We start from the raw sequence: 17,520 nt of genomic DNA on the forward strand, positions 1-17,520 counted from the left end.
CATGAAAACATACAAGGTCATCTTACTACTTACCATACTTGTTCTGTCTTGTAAAAACGAAACAAAAATAGTGGTTGAAAATAACAAACCAAAAGCGGTTAAAAAAGAAACGTCACCTGTAACCAATAAAACGCCAAAAGGTACTTTTCTATGTAACATTAATGGTGAAGTTTGGAGTTATACTAAAGCGTCTGGAATTGTAAGTCGCCATAAAAAAACACAAAAACGTACAGCGATTATCACTTTTACTAAACAGTTAGAAAAAGGAAAGGAAAGTGTTCAACTTTTTTATGATGGAGATAGCAATGTCTTAGAAGAAGTTACAGCCATACTTAAAACTCCAAAAAGGGTAGGAGGTAATATGAGCGCCATGTATCAACTTAAAATAAAAGGAGGGAAGCGCCTTCCAGAAAGTAAAATCACCGGCACTTTAGATTTATCTAACCCAACAGCCTCCGGAACTGCAGAGGTATCAAATATGGAAATTCGTTTTGAAGAAAATCAGTTGGCAGACCAAACCATGGCGACTATTTCTTTAACGCCTTTCAGCTTTAGTAGTGTTGGATATTCTGATGCAGAAAAACTATTTGGAACTAAATAATTTAAAACTATTTAATTATGAAAACATCAATCACATTACTCGTTTTTTTTATTACTTCAATTTGCTTTGCTCAAAACGGTATTAATTATAAGGCTGTTATAAAAGACGGAAGTGGTAATTTAATAGATAACAGTCAAATAGCAGTGCAGTTTAATATATTAAAAGGTATTGCTCAAACCAATGTATATTCCGAAATTCACGAACCAACTACAGACGATAACGGCATTATAGTTGTCAATATAGGAGAAGGTAATTTAATTTCTGGAAGTCCAGATTTCACTAATATAGAGTGGGGAAACGACACTCATTTTCTAAACGTTTTAATTGATAAAAGTGATGGTTTTGTAGATATGGGAACAACAGAGTTTAAGGCTGTACCTTATGCCAAACATTCTGAAACTACCGGTAATTTAAATTGGACACAAACCGGAAATAATATTGCAAATAATAATTCTGAGAGAGTTATAGTAAATAGCAGTTCTTCAAACCCATTATCAATTAGAACAACGAACAATATTAATTTTATGTCATTTTCTAATTCCAATGGTTATAAGGGCTACTCAGGGATTTTTTCAGATGTAAATGATTTGGAATTTGGTACGGGTTTTGGAAATGAAACTGGTAATGCACATTTAGTTACGCAAGCCATTCCTAGATTAACTATTGACGCAGAAGGGAAAGTCGGTGTTAATTCTAGCTCTCCTTCAAGTCAATTTGAAGTTGTCTTAAAAGATGGTTCGCCAACACCTGAAAATAGTGAAAATACTTTTAGCATTACGAATGCAATTAGCGGTTCCTCATGGCAATACTATGTGTATTCAGAAGGTCCATTAAGCCTGAGTTATAATGGTGATTTTTTAGGGTATTTTGATCATACAAATGGAACTTATAACACTTTTTCTGATAGAAGCCTTAAAAAAGATATCACATCTTTAGAAAATGGGATATTAGATAAAATTATGGAACTAAATCCGGTGAGCTACTTAATAAAAAACCAAGTAAATACAAAGCGCAGTATGGGTTTAATATCTCAAGAAGTTCAAAATATATTTCCAAGTATTACTAACTATTTAAAAGAGCCTGACGTATTAACCCTGTCTTATTCTGAATTTATTCCTCTATTAATTAAGGCTTTGCAAGAGCAACAACTTATAATTGATAAGCAGAATTCTCAAATTGATAATGTAGAAAATGACTTAATGAAATTATCAAAACAATTAGAGAATTTGGAAGTTCTAAATAATTGATTCTGATAATCATCTGAAATACAGAATGATAAATGTACCGTTCTGTTTATTATTTAAGTATGATTAGTGTAGACATATTAAACTGTGATTAAAAAAAACATTGAAAAAAACAAAGATTATGAAAACTACAATATTAAGTTTACTTATTACCTATTTAGGATATTCTCAAAGCATAGAAAAATATAGCATCGATTCTGGAGGGGCATCAACAAGTGCTGATGGCATTCAAATGATTTATACCATTGGAGAAGTTAATGTACAAGAATTAAGTGCTGATAATATTCTTCTTTCCGAAGGCTTTATCAATGGAGATATGGATAAAATCACTTTATCTTCAAACAATTTAGAGTTTGGATTAGGGTTTAAAATATACCCAAATCCAACATCTAATTATATTAATGTAGAATCTAAAATTGATGTAGATCGGTTTGAAATATACGATTTGTCTGGAAAGAAAGTTTTAAGTTCTAATAATTACGAAAAGATAAATGTAGAAGATTTATCAAAAGGACTTTATTTACTTAAAGCTTTTTCCGGTATTAAGCATATAACAAAAAAGGTCATTATTGAATAATGCTTCATAATAAAATAATCAATACAAAATGGGTCGTAAATCACTCATTTTGTATTGATTAAATTTAATTTTTTTAATACTTAACGTAATCCACAATCTCTAGACCGTAACCAATTAAACCAACACGTTTGGTTTGTTCGGTATTAGAAATTAAGCGTAATTTATGTATGTTTAAGTCGTGTAATATTTGCGCGCCAATACCAAAATCACGGTTATCCATGTTTATTTTTGGAGCTTTAGTAACACTATTTTCAGCTTGATTATCTTTTAGAAAAGCTAATCGACTTAAAATATTCATTGATTGTACCTCTTGGTTTATAAAGATAATAGCACCTTTTCCTTCTTTATTAATAACCTTAAACATGTTTTCTAGTTGTGCGTCTACATTGTTTGTAAGCGTTCCTAAAATGTCGTTATTTATAAGCGTAGAGTTTATTCTAGTTGGCACAGCTTCTTCATCGGTCCAAGAGCCTTTTGTTAAAGCTATATGGATTTGGTTGTTAGTGGTTTGTTTGTAAGCTCTTAGTCTATAACTTCCAAAGCGAGTTTCAATCTCGAAATCTTCTTTTTTCTCAATTAAAGAGTCGTGTTGCATTCTATAAGCCACTAAATCTTCAATAGAAACAATTTTTATATCGTGTTTTTGTGCAATTTTGTACAATTCAGGTAAACGTGCCATGGTACCATCTTCATTCATTATTTCAACAATTACACCTGCTGGTTGTAAACCTGCTAAGCGAGCAAAATCTATTGCAGCTTCCGTGTGGCCAGTTCGTCTTAAAACACCACCTTCTCTTGCTACTAGTGGGAAAATATGTCCAGGTCTTGCTAAATCTTGTGGCTTTGTAGATGGATCTATTAATGCTTTTACGGTTTTTGAGCGGTCTCCTGCCGATATTCCCGTGGTTACTCCTTGTCCGCGTAAATCTACAGATACTGTAAAAGCCGTCTCCATTGGGTCTGTATTATTCCTAACCATCATGTTTAGGTCAAGAGCTTTACATTGTGTTTCCGTTAATGGTGCGCAAATTAATCCACGACCATGTGTGGCCATAAAGTTTATCACTTCTGGAGTTACCTTTTCGGCAGCAGCCAGAAAATCACCTTCATTTTCTCTGTTTTCATCATCGACTACGATAATAACTTTTCCATTTCTAATGTCTTCAATAGCATCGTGAATGGTGTTTAATTTAATATCTGGGTTCGAAGTTTGGTTCATAATTTCTGTAATCATGTATTATAAAATATTGTTATTTCAAAGAATCTAAACAAAATCGCTTTATATCTTCTTTCAATTTAACATTCAATAGTGGATATGTTATCATATAAAACGGTAATCCTAAAATTAGTAAACCAAGGTTAGGGCGTTTTATTTTTTTGTTGATATAGGTGTAAAAACTATTTAAATTGAAAATAGTTTTTGCGTAGTAAACAACGTAAAGAGCAAATGATACAACGCTTAATTGTATAGAAGCCGTTGCAAGTGGTAGTAGTTTATTGTTCTTAAATACAAAAAAGAGAATAAGTAATACCGCAGCTGTTCCGTAAAGGAAAATAGCAAACTTAGAATGATCGGTGTAATCTTTAGAAATCTTTTCCGAAGCATTAAAACGGTTATCTATCGTAATACTATTAGATTCTTTTAAATCTTGAATACTGTATCCGCGTTCATTTAAAATATTAAGCGCTTCATAACGGCAGTTTTCATCGTGTCCTAATGCTTCATAATTTTTAACTACATCAATAAGTTCTTCGTTTTTGTAAGATCCTAAAAATTTATAATCAACACTGTCTTTTTCTTTAATTTTGAAGATTTTTTTAAGCGGAACCATAATACTTCCAACTTCAAATAAACCTTTATCGTCAGTAGCACGTTTAGTTAGAAAAAAGCCCAAAGGCAGCATAACTAATGTTGAAAACCAACTGGCTAGAACAGGATTAAAATCACCTGTTTTAGCAGAGTTTGTTGCGAAAATCCCTATAAAGTGATAAGTTAAAAATAATAAAATGGCAACAACCATCGGCAAACCAATACCACCTTTTCTAATTAATGCACCCAAAGGAGCACCAACAAAGAATAAAATAATACAAGCTATACCTAACGCGAATTTTTCGTGAAACGAGATAATATGGCGGTTAAATGATGTTTTTGCTTTTTTAGATGTTATAATTTTTTGACTTACAGTTTGCAGTGTGCTTGATGCGGCTTTTAGGGTGAGTTCTACTAATTTAGATTTTTCTTTAGTATCAAAAACATCAAGAATAGGGCCAGTGTAAACAGAGTCCGTACGTTTTTTAGTGTTACGGTATACTTTAGTAACGCTCGATCTATTAATTAAATTTTTAGCAAGGCCTTCGCTTTGGTTTTTTTGTTGTACAATTAACGAGTCCATTGCAGTGTTTAAATCTACAACATCGAGCATACTGTATTTATCAGTTTGAGATTGCTCGTCCATATCGACTTTATTAAGGTCCGATAAATCGATGTTTATAATATACTTTTCAAATGTACTTTTTGCAAAAGGTTTTTTCTCTCTGCTTTTTTTATTTTTGCTAGTGATATCACTATAATAGTTTCCGTCGAATAAAATTAGCTTTAAAACGTTAGAATCTGGCGCACTAGCTAATTCTCCTGTTTTCGACTTAATAGTTGTGGCATTTGTACGTCCATCTGCAGCTTTTAAGTGGATGGTAACATCTTCTAAATACTGATCGCGATCACCGTATTTATTGGCAAATTTAATATTGTAGTTATCATCGACTTTGTTAAATTGACCTTCAGCGAGTAACATGGCCGGTTTCATTTTGGCTATATTTCGTCGGAGATTATAAGAGTTAACTTCTGCCCAAGGAATAACGTTATTAGCAAAGAAAAAAGTAAGAATACCAAGACCTACAATAAAAACACTTAAACCCGACATAGCACGTTGCAATGAAATACCTGTAGATTTCATGGCAGCAAACTCGTAGTTTTCGGCAAAACTACCAAACACCATAATGGATGACAGTAAAATGGTAAGCGGTAATACCAATGGTATAAGCTTAGGCATAAAATAGATTAAGAACTTAAAAATAACACCTATTTCTAGATCTTTACCTGCAAGTTCTTTAATGTATAACCAAATGGTTTGTAAAACAAAAAATCAGCATGAGTATAATAAACACGCTGAAAAAAGTTTTTAGGTAAGTTGTTAATATGTAACGGTCTAATATTTTCAAAGGAAACCTAATCTAATTTATTGATATAATAGTCTTGATACTTGTTAGCATCAAAGGTAAATAAGGTTTTTGATAAAGTCTCGTTTGTTTTAAAAGAATTAACAGTAAGTGTTGTTTTTGTACTGTTTTTCCCCTTTTCCCCATTTGTATTAGATTATAAATATTTTTTGTTTTAGAATCTATACCTAACAAGATGGTTTTAATTTCCGAACTAGAATCAATAGGTGTTAATTTTACATATTGAATTTTTCTTCCATTAATGTTTTGCTCGATATCTAAAGCGTAAGTGTAACCATCTTCATAAAAAGATAGCATTTTACTTGGTGTAATAGCATCGTTTTCATCATCATTTTCCGAAGAAATTGTTACCTCTTCATCTTCTGGACTTATGCTATATAAAGTTTTTCCGTCGAATAGGCGTGTAATACCAAGAATGTTTAATTTGTAATTATCACCTTGCATAACAACATCACCTTTTGTGACTTGTTTAATACTTTCGGCCGTGTTTTCTAACACATATTTAAAATCTATTGAAATGTTATCATAACTTTTTACTTTTTGAGAGACTTCATTCAACAGTGCTTTTCCTTTATTTTGAGCAAAGGCGTTAACTGAAAGGGTAATTAATAAAAGTGCAATAATTTTCTTCATTATCATTTTAAATTATATTTCGTTTTCTAAATGTAGATCCAATGCTACTAAATCTGTTATTAATACTTGTCTGGCTTTACTACCTTCAAATTGACCAACAATTCCTGCGGCTTCTAATTGATCGATAATTCGTCCCGCGCGGTTATAACCTAATTTCAACTTTCGTTGTAATAATGAGGCCGAACCTTGCTGTGCTGTTACAATAACTACAGCAGCATCTTTAAAGAGTTTATCTCTATCCGATATATCTATATCAAGACTTGTGCCACTTTCTTCGCCAACATACTCAGGAAGTAAATAAGCTTCTGGATATGCTTTTTGTGCACCAATAAAGTCTACAATACGTTCTACTTCTGGCGTATCAACAAAGGCACACTGTACACGTATTAAATCGTTTCCTTGCGTGTAAAGCATATCTCCACGACCAATAAGTTGATCGGCACCCGAACCATCCAAAATGGTACGTGAATCGATTTTAGAGGTTACTCTAAAAGCAATACGTGCAGGGAAATTGGCTTTAATAATACCGGTAATTACATTTACTGACGGACGTTGCGTAGCAATAATTAAGTGAATACCAATGGCACGAGCAAGTTGAGCTAAACGCGCTATAGGAGTTTCTACTTCTTTACCAGCCGTCATAATTAAATCTGCAAACTCATCGACCACCAAAACAATATATGGTAAAAATTGGTGTCCGTCGTTTGGATTTAATTTACGAGCTTTAAACTTAACGTTGTATTCGGCAATGTTTCTACAAAGTGCATTTTTAAGCATTTCGTAACGGTTATCCATTTCAATACAAAGTGAATTTAATGTATTGATAACCTTAGTGTTATCTGTTATGATAGCTTCTTCGCTATCTGGAAGTTTCGCTAAATAATGACGTTCAATTTTATTGAAAAGCGTTAGTTCTACCTTTTTAGGATCGACTAATATAAACTTAACTTCCGCAGGGTGTTTTTTATAAAGTAAGGACGTTAAAACAGCATTTAAACCAACCGATTTACCTTGTCCTGTAGCACCTGCCATAAGCAAGTGAGGCATTTTAGCTAAATCCACAACAAGTGTTTCATTACTAATTGTTTTTCCTAAAGCTATAGGAAGTTGCATTTCGGATTTTTGGAATTTCTGCGAAGCAATAGCAGATCTCATGGAAACAATAGTGGAATCTTTATTTGGTACCTCAATACCAATAGTTCCTTTTCCAGGAATAGGAGCAATGATACGAATTCCTAAAGCGGCTAATGAAAGTGCAATATCATCTTCTAAGTTCTTGATTTTAGAAATACGTACGCCTGCTTCTGGTACAATTTCATAAAGAGTAACTGTTGGTCCAATGGTAGCTTTAATACTTGCAATACCAATTTTATAATTGCTTAAAGTATCAACAATTTTATTCTTATTACTTTCTAATTCTTCTTGGTTGATGGTAATACCACCAGTATCATACTGTTTTAATAAATCTAAAGGAGGGAATTGATATTTACCAAGTTCTAGAGTAGGGTCGAACTGCCCAAAATCTTCAACCAATTTATTGGCTAAATTATCGGTTTCCGAAAGTTCTTCAGGAACTTCTACCACTTTCATTTCTAAATCTTCATCGATAGCTTCTTCTTCAGCAACTTTTACTACTAATGGTGTTTTATCTTCAACCGTAACTTTTTCTACTTTAGGTTTTATAGGAACTTCAACCTTTTGGAGAGGTGTCTCTATTGGTTTTTCATCCTCTACAGTAATATTGAAAGCCGCTTTAATATCATCTGCTTCTTCAGATAAATTATTATCTAAAGGCACGATCATATCTTCTTTCATATCCGATAACTCACTTTTTAAATTGCTTTTTGCAGATTTAAATTGATTCGAAATACTTTCAAACGTAAGTTTAAATCGAATAGCCAAATAGGTAATTAAGCCAAAAAGAAGTAAAAGTGAAACGCCTATTTTTCCAATATAATCTTGTAGGTAGCTGTTAATTTCGAAACCTATAGTACCGCCAAGAATGGCATTTTTATTTCCGAAGAAACCAAAAAGTACAGATAACCAAATGATGATTAAAACGCCCCAAAACCAATGTCTTCTCAGTTTTTCTTTATTGATGTTCATTAAAACATACATACCCGATAGGCAAAGTAGACCAGCAAATATGAATGAAGGCAAGCCAAAACCACGTTGAATAAAAAAATCGCTTAACCATGCGCCAGATTTACTTAACCAGTTCTCGGTTTCGATCTCGCGATCTGCAAAATGAGATAAAGTGCTTTGATCGGCTTCTCCTGTAAAAAAGAACGATACAAAGGCAATGGCTAGCACAAAGCCGAAAATTATTAAAAAGCTACCTAATACTAGTTTTTGTTGACTAGATATTTTAAAACTAGGTAGTTCTGCTTTTTTACGAGGTGCTTTTTTAGGTTTAGTTTTACTTTTCGCCATTAATGCGTTTAGATTTCATGATTGAGGTCTTGAATCGAATTCAAAAGAGGTCATTATTTTTATAACGACACAAAAATACAAATTACTAACGTTAACGAAACTATATTTTAAAAAATTGCAGAGTAAACCTTTTAATTCACTCATTTTTAAAAGATGATGTCTAGAAAATTTTAGGAATATAAATGATAAGCCCAATAATAGAGGTGAAAATAGCAGCAATAAATACGGCTCCGGCGGCAATATCTTTTATTAAACCTATTTTTTCGTGATGTTCTGGGTGAATAAAATCGGCTATAGCTTCAATGGCGGTATTAACGCCTTCGGCACACATCACTAAGGCAATGGCCAAAAGTTGAATAAGCCACTCGGTAGTAGATATATTATAGTAAAACCCAGCGATAGTCACTATAACGCCGAGTGTAAATTGAATTTTAATGCTGGCTTCGGTTTTAAGGAGTAATACAGCACCTTTAAAAGCAAAGCCAACACTTTTTAATCTATTTACTAAAAAAGATTCTTTTTTGTTACTCATTTAAAAGAGCTTCTAAAGCAGCTTTATAATTTGGTTCTTCTGTAGTTTCTGCAACTTGCTCTGTGTATAAAACCGTTCCTTTTTCATCTAAAACAACAACGCTTCTAGAGTGTAAACCATCTAAAGGGCCATCGATAAAATCTAAACCATAAGCTTTCCCAAAGTCTCCCGTTTTAAAATCAGATAAACTAATTACATCATTTAAACCTTCTGCACCACAAAAACGCGCATTAGCAAATGGTAAATCGCGAGAAACACATAATACTTTAGTATTGTCTAGTTCACTAGCTTCACGGTTAAATTCGCGAACAGATGTTGCGCAAGTTCCTGTATCTACACTAGGGAATATATTTAAAACTACTTTGCTACCTGCAAAATCGCTTAATTTTTTTATTGATAAATCGTTTGCTGTTAAAGCAAAATCAGGTGCTTTTGTTCCTTTTGCAGGAAGATTTCCCGATGTATGTATTGCGCCACCTTTTAATGTTACTGTTGCCATAGTTTTATGTTTTATTAATTGTGTTGTAAAATTAAGAATAATAAGATGTTTAAACTATTTGTTTAATCTTTTTTTAATGCTTATGATTTTGATTAAATCACTATGAATCAAATAAATGAATATCTCTATGCGTTAATAAAGTGTTAACGCTGAAATTCTTATAAACCAATATCGACTAAGTCTCGTATATGTAAGATAATTTGTATAATTACAATTTTGGATAAAGAATAATTATAAAACATTCAATACTAATGGAATACATAATTAATGTATTTAATACTATAATATTACAATTATCTTAATTTACTAGGGATTTATTAAGATTATTTAAAAAGCTGCTTCAAACTGAAGTGGCTTTTTTTTTGTTCTCTAAGTTAGGTTTGCGTAAATTTAGAGACAGATTAGAATAGAAGGATTATAAGAATTACTTATGATAAAATAAAAACAATCAATTTTATTTATCGTTTTAGGGTTCTATAATAGAGTAATTTTATAAAAAAATTAAAACGTAATAACTATATAATATGGATCATAACAGCAGCGGAGACATGAGCAAATGCCCTTTTATGCAAGGCGCAATTACTACAACCGAAAAAACAGTAACAGATTGGTGGCCAAACACACTTAATCTAGATATTTTACACCAACAGGATACAAAAACAAATCCATTAGGTGCAGATTTTGATTACCAAGAAGAACTGAAAAAATTAGATGTAGCCGCTTTAAAGAAAGATGTACACGATTTTATGACAGATAGCCAAGATTGGTGGCCTGCAGATTGGGGACACTATGGTGGATTAATGATTAGAATGGCATGGCACGCAGCAGGTTCATATAGATTAGCAGATGGTCGTGGTGGCGGTGGTACAGGTAACCAACGTTTTGCACCTTTAAATTCTTGGCCAGATAATGCCAGTTTAGATAAGGCTAGACGTTTACTTTGGCCAATCAAGAAAAAATACGGTAATACCGTTAGTTGGGCAGATCTTATTATTTTGGCAGGAACCATTGCTTACGAAAGTATGGGATTAAAAACCTATGGTTTTGCCTTTGGTCGTCAAGATATTTGGCACCCAGAAAAAGATGTGTATTGGGGAGCAGAAAAAGAATGGTTAGCACCAAGTGATGAGCGTTACACAAGTGTAGATCATCCTGATACTATGGAAAACCCGTTGGCAGCAGTACAAATGGGTTTAATTTATGTAAACCCAGAAGGTGTAAATGGTAAGCCAGATCCTTTAAAAACCGCTTTGCAAGTTAGAGAAACGTTTAAGCGTATGGCGATGAACGATGAGGAAACGGTTGCTTTAACAGCTGGCGGACATACCGTTGGAAAAACACACGGAAATGGAGATGCTAGTATTTTAGGTCCGGATCCTGAAAGTGCAGATGTAGAAGAACAAGGTTTAGGTTGGTCTAATCCAACAAAATCTGGCAAAGGAAGATATACGGTTACAAGTGGTTTAGAAGGCGCATGGACAACAAACCCAACAAAATGGGATAATGGCTTTTTCGAAATGTTATTTAACCACGATTGGGAATTACGTAAAAGTCCAGCAGGAGCACACCAATGGGAACCTGTAAATATTAAGGAAGAAGATATGCCTGTAGATGTTGAAGATTTGACAACTAAGCATAACCCAATGATGACAGATGCAGATATGGCCATGAAAATGGATCCTATTTATAAAGAAATTTCATTAAGATTTAAAAACGATTTTGATGCCTTTTCTGATGCTTTCGCTCGTGCTTGGTTCAAATTAACACACCGTGACATGGGACCAAAAGACCGCTGGTTTGGACCCGATGTACCTCAAGAAGAGTTAATTTGGCAAGATCCAATTCCAAAAGGAAATTACGATTATAATGTTGAAGCTGTAAAAGCTAAAATCGCTGCTACAGGTTTAAGTATTTCAGAATTAGTATCTACCGCTTGGGATAGTGCAAGAACCTTTAGAGGATCGGATTTTAGAGGTGGAGCAAACGGATCACGTATTCGTTTAGAGCCACAAAAAAATTGGGCAGGTAACGAGCCAGCACAATTGCAAAACGTATTGTCTGTTTTGGAACCTATTGCTACAGAATTTGGTATTAGCATTGCAGATACTATTGTTTTAGCTGGTAATGTTGGTGTAGAAAAAGCCATTAGAAAAGCCGGTATGGTTGTAGATGTGCCTTTTGCACCAGGTAGAGGCGATGCATCGCAAGAGATGACAGATGCAGAATCTTTTGAGTCTATGGAGCCGCTTGCAGATGGTTACAGAAACTGGCAGAAAAAAGAGTATGTGGTTAGCCCAGAAGAAATGCTGCTAGATAAAACACAATTACTTGGCTTAACAGCTGCAGAAATGACAGTTTTAGTTGGAGGTATGCGTGTTATGGGAACCAACTATGGTGGAACTAAACATGGTGTGTTTACAGAAAATGAAGGCGCTTTAACAAACGATTTCTTTGTAAACTTAACGGATATGATTTTCGAATGGAAATCGCTTAACAATGGTATTTACGAAATTAAAAACCGTAAAACTGGCGAAGTTAAATTTACCGCAACTCGTGTAGATTTAGTATTTGGTTCTAATTCTATTTTGCGCGCTTACGCGGAAGTTTACGCTCAAGATGATAGCAAGGAAAGGTTTGTAAAAGACTTTGTATCTGCTTGGACAAAAGTGATGAACGCAGATCGTTTCGATATAAAATAATAACATTAAACATAGATTTTAGAGGAATGGTTTTTATAGCCATTCCTTTTTTTATAAAAAAAATCCAAATGAAAGACATTAATAACTTATTTGAAAGCATAAAAAATAGAGACATTTTAACTCTAAAAAACTTACTATCAGAAAACCCTAAATTAGCCGAAGCGACAGACGAGCGCGGTTTTACACCATTAATTTTAGCAACCTATTTTGATAACGAAGCAGCAACCAAAACATTGGTAGAACATCAAGCACCTATAAATGCTAAAGATGCCTCAGGAAACACCGCTTTAATTGGTGTGAGTTTTAAAGGTAACGTCGCCTTTGCAAAATATTTAATTGAAAACGGCGCCGATTTAAACGAAGTGAATACCAACGGAACCACAGCCTTAACCTTTGCTACACAATACAACAAAGTAGACATTGTTAAACTACTTTTAGAGCATAACGCTGATAAAACCATAAAAGATAACGCAGGAAAAACAGCTTTAGCTTACGCTGAAGAAAAGAAGTTTACCGAAATTGTTGCGCTTTTAACCTAGTAGAAACGTTGACTGAAATTAAAACTGAGTTTAGAATTAAGGTTGTTAAAGTTTTTTTTTAACTCAGTTTTTTTTAGGGTATCTTACTTATATTTGACCTAATGAAGAAAAAAATAGTAATTATTGGTGGTGGACTTTCCGGTTTGTATTTAGGATATAAATTAAAAAAAGAAGGCTTCTCTATCCAAATTCTAGAAGCGAATAATAGAATTGGTGGAAGAATTTTTACCAAAAAAAATGATCATACAAAAGTAGAATTAGGTGCCACTTGGCTCTGGAGATACAATGAAGAACTTATAAAGTTATGTGCTACACTACAAATTTCTTTATTTGAGCAAAACACGAAAGGTGATGCTTTATATGAAGCTTCAAATACCAATTTGCCAGAACGTTTTCAATTGCCAGGAAACCAAGAAATTAGTTATAGAATTGTTGGCGGAACGGCAACTATCTTAGAAAAACTGTCTAACGATTTTTCAGAAGATGAATTGCAACGCAATCAGAAAGTTTTGCGCATTGAGGGTCAAGAAAATTCAATACACGTACTAACTGAAAATGCAACTTTTACTGCAGATATGGTTATTTCTACAATGCCACCACAACTCTTAGTTAATACGGTTGATTTTTCTTCTCAATTAGACCTCAATCTTTTAGAAATTGCAAATAATACGCATACTTGGATGAAAGATTCCATTAAGTTTGCATTGGTTTATAAAACGCCGTTTTGGAAAGAAAAAGGACTGTCTGGAGTTGGTTTTAGTAATGTAGGTCCTTTTACAGAAATCTATGACCATTCTGATTTTGAAAATAATCATTTTGCATTAATGGGCTTTTTAAATGCAGGTTTAGCTAACGAAACCAAAGCGTATAGAGAAGAAAAAATAAGAGCCCAACTTTTTAAGTTCTTTGGTGAAGCCGGAAAAAATTATCTTTATTATGATGAAAAAGTTTGGAGTAAAGAAAGCTTGTTACACTCAGCGACTACTAGGTTTCTAAATCCACATGTAAACAATGGCCATCCAGTCTATCAACAAAACTATTTAAATGGTAAATTTATAATTGCAGGTTCAGAAACGTCACCAAGCTATGGTGGTTATATGGAAGGTGCCATTTATAGAGGCAACCAAATTGTGAAACAATTAAAAATAAAATTTAAGAGATAGAAGTGGGTTTTTAACTTCATAACTGAAGTTTTATAGCATTCTATTTAAATCTATTTCGCTTCTTCTTTTTCTTCTTTTGTTTCGTCTAGCATATCTAAATAAAGGTCTTCAACATGCTCTCTTGCCCAAGTTGTTCTTCTTAAGAAACCAAGACTAGATTTCATAGTAGGATTGTAGATAAAACAGCGAAGATTAGTACGTTCTCCCAAATACGCCCAACCATAATGTGCTACCAAATGTTCTAAAACCTGTTTTAGTTTTACTCCATGAAACGGATTGCTTAGTTGTTCTTCTGTTGCTGGTCTTCTTATGCGTTTAGGCTTTGGTTGCAGTTCTGTTTCTTTGAGTGTTTTAGATGGTGTCTGTTTATTAGCCAATTTGTTCTTTTTTAGTGTATATGCGGATATATGTTCTTCGTTGTTTACCGAAGCGTAAGTCTCCCTAAATGTTTGTTTTTCAATTGCTTTTAAGTTTTCAATATCTTGAAGACTTACTTGTTTGATTTTCATTTAGTTTTGGTGATGGCTGGTTTTAACTTGTAGCTAACGTGTTAATAATTGATTTTACTAAAATTGAAAACTGAGTTTAAAATTAGCTGTTGATAGCTTTTTTTGAACTCAGTTTTTTTAGATTTAATTTGTCGTTAGAAACTTGATTTTTTCAGTCCCTTCATAATTAAATATGTTATTTCATGAATGTTTGTACTACTGAACAATACCCTGTTTTCATCTATACTTAACTTATTAGTTAAAGATAGTTTTTCAATCGAAAAATCAGTAAATGTTGATATTATCTTTGAATATTCACTAAATTCATATTTGTCTGAAATATATTTTTTAAAATCTTGAAGAAATGGTGTCGAATATTGATATTCATTTGTTAGTTCTTCAGGATTATGCCCTTCAAATAGTTTGGCTAAAGATTGGCTTGCTCCACCAAAACCGCCAACAATAAATAATGGCTTTGAATTGATAAGAGTGTATAAAGCTTCTTCAATAATTCCAGGCATAAAACCTAAATATCCAGTTATTTTTCCACCAACAATAATTCTTGCATTACAATCAATAGCCATTTTTTCTCTCATAGCTTTAAAGCATTCACAGAAAATATACCTGTCCTTCACTTTTTTTAATGGTTTATATTCAAATTCTTTATCAAAAGCAATATTAGGATTAGGTTTTACTATTTCAATTCCTATTTGCTTAGACTTAAAATCAATTTCAGCTTTTCTATCTATTTGTTTGCTATAAGGTAGAGCAAAATAATTAATGAATCGTATAGAGGGGTCGTCACTTTTTTTATATTGATTAGCTAATTCAGAAAAATAGTTTGTAAAACCATTTACTCTTAAGTCTCCTCCGTAAATTGCTGTTCCACCATTGGCAATAATATATCGGGCTATCTCAATTGAAATATCATTTAGGTGGTGTTCACTCAATCCTAGATTTTCTAAATCTTTATTTATTGAAACAGAAATGGCTATTTTTTTATTAATAATTGGATTAAATCTGTTTATAATTTCAATATTTTCATCGACCAATTCATTTTCTATCCCGGTTATATTCAATTCTTCATTCATATTAAAAAAGATTTATTGGAGTAATAAATTCAACTTCAGGATCTACTTCATTCAATATAGATAATTCTTCAATCCCAATAGGAGGGTCTGGATAAAGAATCATTAGTTTTTTGTCAATCTCTTTCTGATATTTCTTGATGTTAACAAAGTTAAAAAGTTCGGGTGGTGAGGTAATTATCTTTACTTCGACATCTTGTTTAACTAGTTTACGATAGTTAGAAAGTAATCTGAATTGATACAAATTGTTTAAAACTTGATATAATGTCAAATAAATAATTTTATAGAAACCAGTTTCGGTCTCGTCATCATTTAAAACAGTTGTGGGCATATTTCCAAGGTAGGGGAAAGCTCTATTTTCGCCTTCTTTAATGTTATGAGCAACCACAATTGGGGATTTATATTTTTTTGCAATAAGAACCTCTTTGCGACACCATTCTCTATTTGAATATTCATCTGTGTGAAACACTACAAGAGCTGAATTTAAAATCTCTTGTTTAAATTGTTCTGCAAAATCATAACCATTTGCAATATCCACAGTATCAAAAAAAACATCTAGTTTTAAATTATCTTCAATAAAACGCTTAAATTTTAGGGTAGTTATTTCCCCATCATATTTTGCATGGCTTAAAAAAAGTTTTACAGGTGATCCAATTCTGTCTTCTTCTTTGTCTTTATATGTTGGATGAAAAGCCATTAATAATCGAGCACAGTCATGTAAAATTTCTGATTTTATTTTTCGTATCGATTTTGTTAAATGTTCTCTTAATTCTAAATCTAGTTTTTCATCTAGGAACACAGTTCCATTAGTAAATTGGATATTACTTAAACCACATCCAATTGTGTGTGCCTTGTCAAATAGAGAAACAGGGAATATTCTAGTATCATCATCTATTAGATTTACTAACTCTTTTGTGTATTCTTTGAAAGCATCATCTAAAAAATATTCCTCATCAATTAGTAAAATAACAGCATTTTTTTCAGCATTATTAAAATTAATTTCAACAGGTTTCTCATCAACAATTTTTTTAAACCGAAAATAAACAGGAATACCTAAACCTCTTGATAATGGATCTTTATAATTTCTACAAAATGTATTATAGAGAGCTTTGGCAATTGATTCACTTATTAGCGAATTTGGATGCCATACAATATAAATATTTAATGGATATTTCATATATTAATAATTATCAGGAATTAAACATTATATTACTTAAAGTTTTTAATGTGTTTGATTGTGTATTTTACAAGATGTATTATATTTCATAATTGATTGTGAATTTACAATTAATTTATTTCTGGTACTTCTGGCATAGTATGCATCATCAATCCATTCTCCAAGTTGATTTCCTGTTGTTGGATAAGACCAATATCTTCCATAACAATTAGAATGCTCTTGATTCCAATTTGCTTCAAATCTAGGTGGAAGGTGAGCAGAGTTATTTTGACTAGGCAAAACAATACTTATTAATCCATTTGGTGTATAATTACCTTGTCTTAAAGATGATTTTATTTCCCAATCTACATATCTTCTACTATGGGTGCAACTTCCTAAAAGGACAATTGTAACAGTTGAATCTTTTAAATATTTTTCTCGAATACGTCCCATTACATAGTCAGTGTTTGTACTGTCAATAAATTCATCATTATCGTTTGCACCAAGAACATAAGGTGTGAAAATGCCTAGATTATTAGCAAAATGATTTATAAAATTATCTACTTCAGTTCTATCGCCTCTGAAGTGTGATATAAAAACTCTTCTTTTTATTCCTGACCAAGCCATAATT

The 17,520-nt window shown here is 32.5% G+C and carries 15 protein-coding genes and 1 pseudogene; 6 read left to right on the plus strand and 10 right to left on the minus strand.

The features are described 5' to 3' along the window. Position 1: 1 nt before the first annotated feature. The 3 genes from GQR97_RS14020 (at position 2) to GQR97_RS14030 (ending at position 2,422) form a co-directional block, all read left to right on the plus strand. Positions 2–601 (plus strand): hypothetical protein, encoded by a 600-nt coding sequence (locus GQR97_RS14020; protein ID WP_158849460.1) that lies wholly within the window; start codon positions 2–4, stop codon positions 599–601. A gap of 17 nt (positions 602–618) precedes the next feature. Beyond that, positions 619–1,848 carry a tail fiber domain-containing protein gene (locus GQR97_RS14025; protein WP_158849462.1) on the plus strand — a complete coding sequence of 410 codons (1,230 nt, stop codon included), beginning with the start codon at positions 619–621 and terminating at the stop codon, positions 1,846–1,848. Positions 1,849–1,966: 118 nt separating this feature from the next. Further along, complete coding sequence (locus GQR97_RS14030) at positions 1,967–2,422, plus strand: T9SS type A sorting domain-containing protein (RefSeq protein WP_158849464.1); 456 nt, start codon at positions 1,967–1,969, stop codon at positions 2,420–2,422. A 73-nt stretch (positions 2,423–2,495) separates the two neighbouring features. Here the strand turns inward: GQR97_RS14030 and ribB are convergent, their stop codons facing one another. The 6 genes and pseudogenes from ribB to tpx all read right to left on the minus strand — a co-directional run bounded on the left by ribB (position 2,496) and on the right by tpx (position 9,756). After that, positions 2,496–3,656, minus strand: coding sequence for a 3,4-dihydroxy-2-butanone-4-phosphate synthase (gene ribB / locus GQR97_RS14035; RefSeq protein WP_233267545.1), 1,161 nt, complete (start codon positions 3,654–3,656; stop codon positions 2,496–2,498). 16 nt (positions 3,657–3,672) lie between these two features. After that, the gene (locus GQR97_RS14040; protein ID WP_158851831.1) at positions 3,673–5,547 is read right to left on the minus strand and encodes an LptF/LptG family permease; all 1,875 of its coding nucleotides are present in this window, start codon (positions 5,545–5,547) and stop codon (positions 3,673–3,675) included. Between the two features lie 101 nt (positions 5,548–5,648). Further along, positions 5,649–6,292 (minus strand): annotated as a pseudogene (locus tag GQR97_RS14045) (LolA family protein). 12 nt (positions 6,293–6,304) lie between these two features. After that, positions 6,305–8,725 carry a DNA translocase FtsK gene (locus GQR97_RS14050; RefSeq protein ID WP_158849466.1) on the minus strand — a complete coding sequence of 807 codons (2,421 nt, stop codon included), beginning with the start codon at positions 8,723–8,725 and terminating at the stop codon, positions 6,305–6,307. 160 nt (positions 8,726–8,885) lie between these two features. Further along, positions 8,886–9,257 carry a diacylglycerol kinase gene (locus GQR97_RS14055; RefSeq protein WP_158849468.1) on the minus strand — a complete coding sequence of 124 codons (372 nt, stop codon included), beginning with the start codon at positions 9,255–9,257 and terminating at the stop codon, positions 8,886–8,888. Beyond that, positions 9,250–9,756, minus strand: coding sequence for a thiol peroxidase (tpx, locus tag GQR97_RS14060; protein WP_158849470.1), 507 nt, complete (start codon positions 9,754–9,756; stop codon positions 9,250–9,252). Before tpx ends, GQR97_RS14055 begins: the two co-directional genes overlap by 8 nt. A gap of 524 nt (positions 9,757–10,280) precedes the next feature. On the opposite strand from tpx, the gene katG reads away from it, so the two are divergent. The 3 genes from katG (at position 10,281) to GQR97_RS14075 (ending at position 14,157) form a co-directional block, all read left to right on the plus strand. After that, entirely contained in the window at positions 10,281–12,455 is a 2,175-nt protein-coding gene (gene katG / locus GQR97_RS14065) for a catalase/peroxidase HPI (RefSeq protein WP_158849472.1), read from the plus strand. A 68-nt stretch (positions 12,456–12,523) separates the two neighbouring features. Next, positions 12,524–12,994: an ankyrin repeat domain-containing protein gene (locus tag GQR97_RS14070; RefSeq protein ID WP_158849474.1), complete on the plus strand. Its 471-nt coding sequence runs from the start codon at positions 12,524–12,526 to the stop codon at positions 12,992–12,994. Between the two features lie 101 nt (positions 12,995–13,095). Continuing rightward, the gene (locus GQR97_RS14075) at positions 13,096–14,157 is read left to right on the plus strand and encodes a flavin monoamine oxidase family protein (RefSeq protein WP_158849476.1); all 1,062 of its coding nucleotides are present in this window, start codon (positions 13,096–13,098) and stop codon (positions 14,155–14,157) included. Between the two features lie 50 nt (positions 14,158–14,207). Here the strand turns inward: GQR97_RS14075 and GQR97_RS19900 are convergent, their stop codons facing one another. The 4 genes from GQR97_RS19900 to GQR97_RS14095 all read right to left on the minus strand — a co-directional run bounded on the left by GQR97_RS19900 (position 14,208) and on the right by GQR97_RS14095 (position 17,516). Further along, a complete protein-coding gene (locus tag GQR97_RS19900; RefSeq protein ID WP_158849478.1) occupies positions 14,208–14,666 on the minus strand; it encodes a VF530 family DNA-binding protein in 459 nt (152 codons plus the stop codon). Between the two features lie 134 nt (positions 14,667–14,800). Beyond that, positions 14,801–15,736: a hypothetical protein gene (locus tag GQR97_RS14085; protein WP_158849480.1), complete on the minus strand. Its 936-nt coding sequence runs from the start codon at positions 15,734–15,736 to the stop codon at positions 14,801–14,803. Between the two features lies 1 nt (position 15,737). After that, positions 15,738–16,910: a toll/interleukin-1 receptor domain-containing protein gene (locus tag GQR97_RS14090; protein WP_158849482.1), complete on the minus strand. Its 1,173-nt coding sequence runs from the start codon at positions 16,908–16,910 to the stop codon at positions 15,738–15,740. A gap of 45 nt (positions 16,911–16,955) precedes the next feature. Continuing rightward, complete coding sequence (locus GQR97_RS14095) at positions 16,956–17,516, minus strand: TIR domain-containing protein (RefSeq protein WP_158849484.1); 561 nt, start codon at positions 17,514–17,516, stop codon at positions 16,956–16,958. Positions 17,517–17,520 lie beyond the last annotated feature (4 nt).

The organism is Algibacter sp. L1A34 (genome assembly GCF_009796805.1).
In the GTDB taxonomy this organism is placed as follows: Bacteria; Bacteroidota; Bacteroidia; order Flavobacteriales; family Flavobacteriaceae; genus Algibacter.

Coding starts and splice junctions, on each gene's coding strand:
- GQR97_RS14020 (WP_158849460.1), top strand. CDS start 2: ATGAAAACATACAAGGTCATCTTACTACTTACCATACTTGTTCTGTCT.
- GQR97_RS14025 (WP_158849462.1), top strand. CDS start 619: ATGAAAACATCAATCACATTACTCGTTTTTTTTATTACTTCAATTTGC.
- GQR97_RS14030 (WP_158849464.1), top strand. CDS start 1,967: ATGAAAACTACAATATTAAGTTTACTTATTACCTATTTAGGATATTCT.
- ribB (WP_233267545.1), bottom strand. CDS start 3,656: ATGATTACAGAAATTATGAACCAAACTTCGAACCCAGATATTAAATTA.
- GQR97_RS14050 (WP_158849466.1), bottom strand. CDS start 8,725: ATGGCGAAAAGTAAAACTAAACCTAAAAAAGCACCTCGTAAAAAAGCA.
- GQR97_RS14055 (WP_158849468.1), bottom strand. CDS start 9,257: ATGAGTAACAAAAAAGAATCTTTTTTAGTAAATAGATTAAAAAGTGTT.
- tpx (WP_158849470.1), bottom strand. CDS start 9,756: ATGGCAACAGTAACATTAAAAGGTGGCGCAATACATACATCGGGAAAT.
- katG (WP_158849472.1), top strand. CDS start 10,281: ATGGATCATAACAGCAGCGGAGACATGAGCAAATGCCCTTTTATGCAA.
- GQR97_RS14070 (WP_158849474.1), top strand. CDS start 12,524: ATGAAAGACATTAATAACTTATTTGAAAGCATAAAAAATAGAGACATT.
- GQR97_RS14075 (WP_158849476.1), top strand. CDS start 13,096: ATGAAGAAAAAAATAGTAATTATTGGTGGTGGACTTTCCGGTTTGTAT.
- GQR97_RS19900 (WP_158849478.1), bottom strand. CDS start 14,666: ATGAAAATCAAACAAGTAAGTCTTCAAGATATTGAAAACTTAAAAGCA.
- GQR97_RS14085 (WP_158849480.1), bottom strand. CDS start 15,736: ATGAATGAAGAATTGAATATAACCGGGATAGAAAATGAATTGGTCGAT.
- GQR97_RS14090 (WP_158849482.1), bottom strand. CDS start 16,910: ATGAAATATCCATTAAATATTTATATTGTATGGCATCCAAATTCGCTA.
- GQR97_RS14095 (WP_158849484.1), bottom strand. CDS start 17,516: ATGGCTTGGTCAGGAATAAAAAGAAGAGTTTTTATATCACACTTCAGA.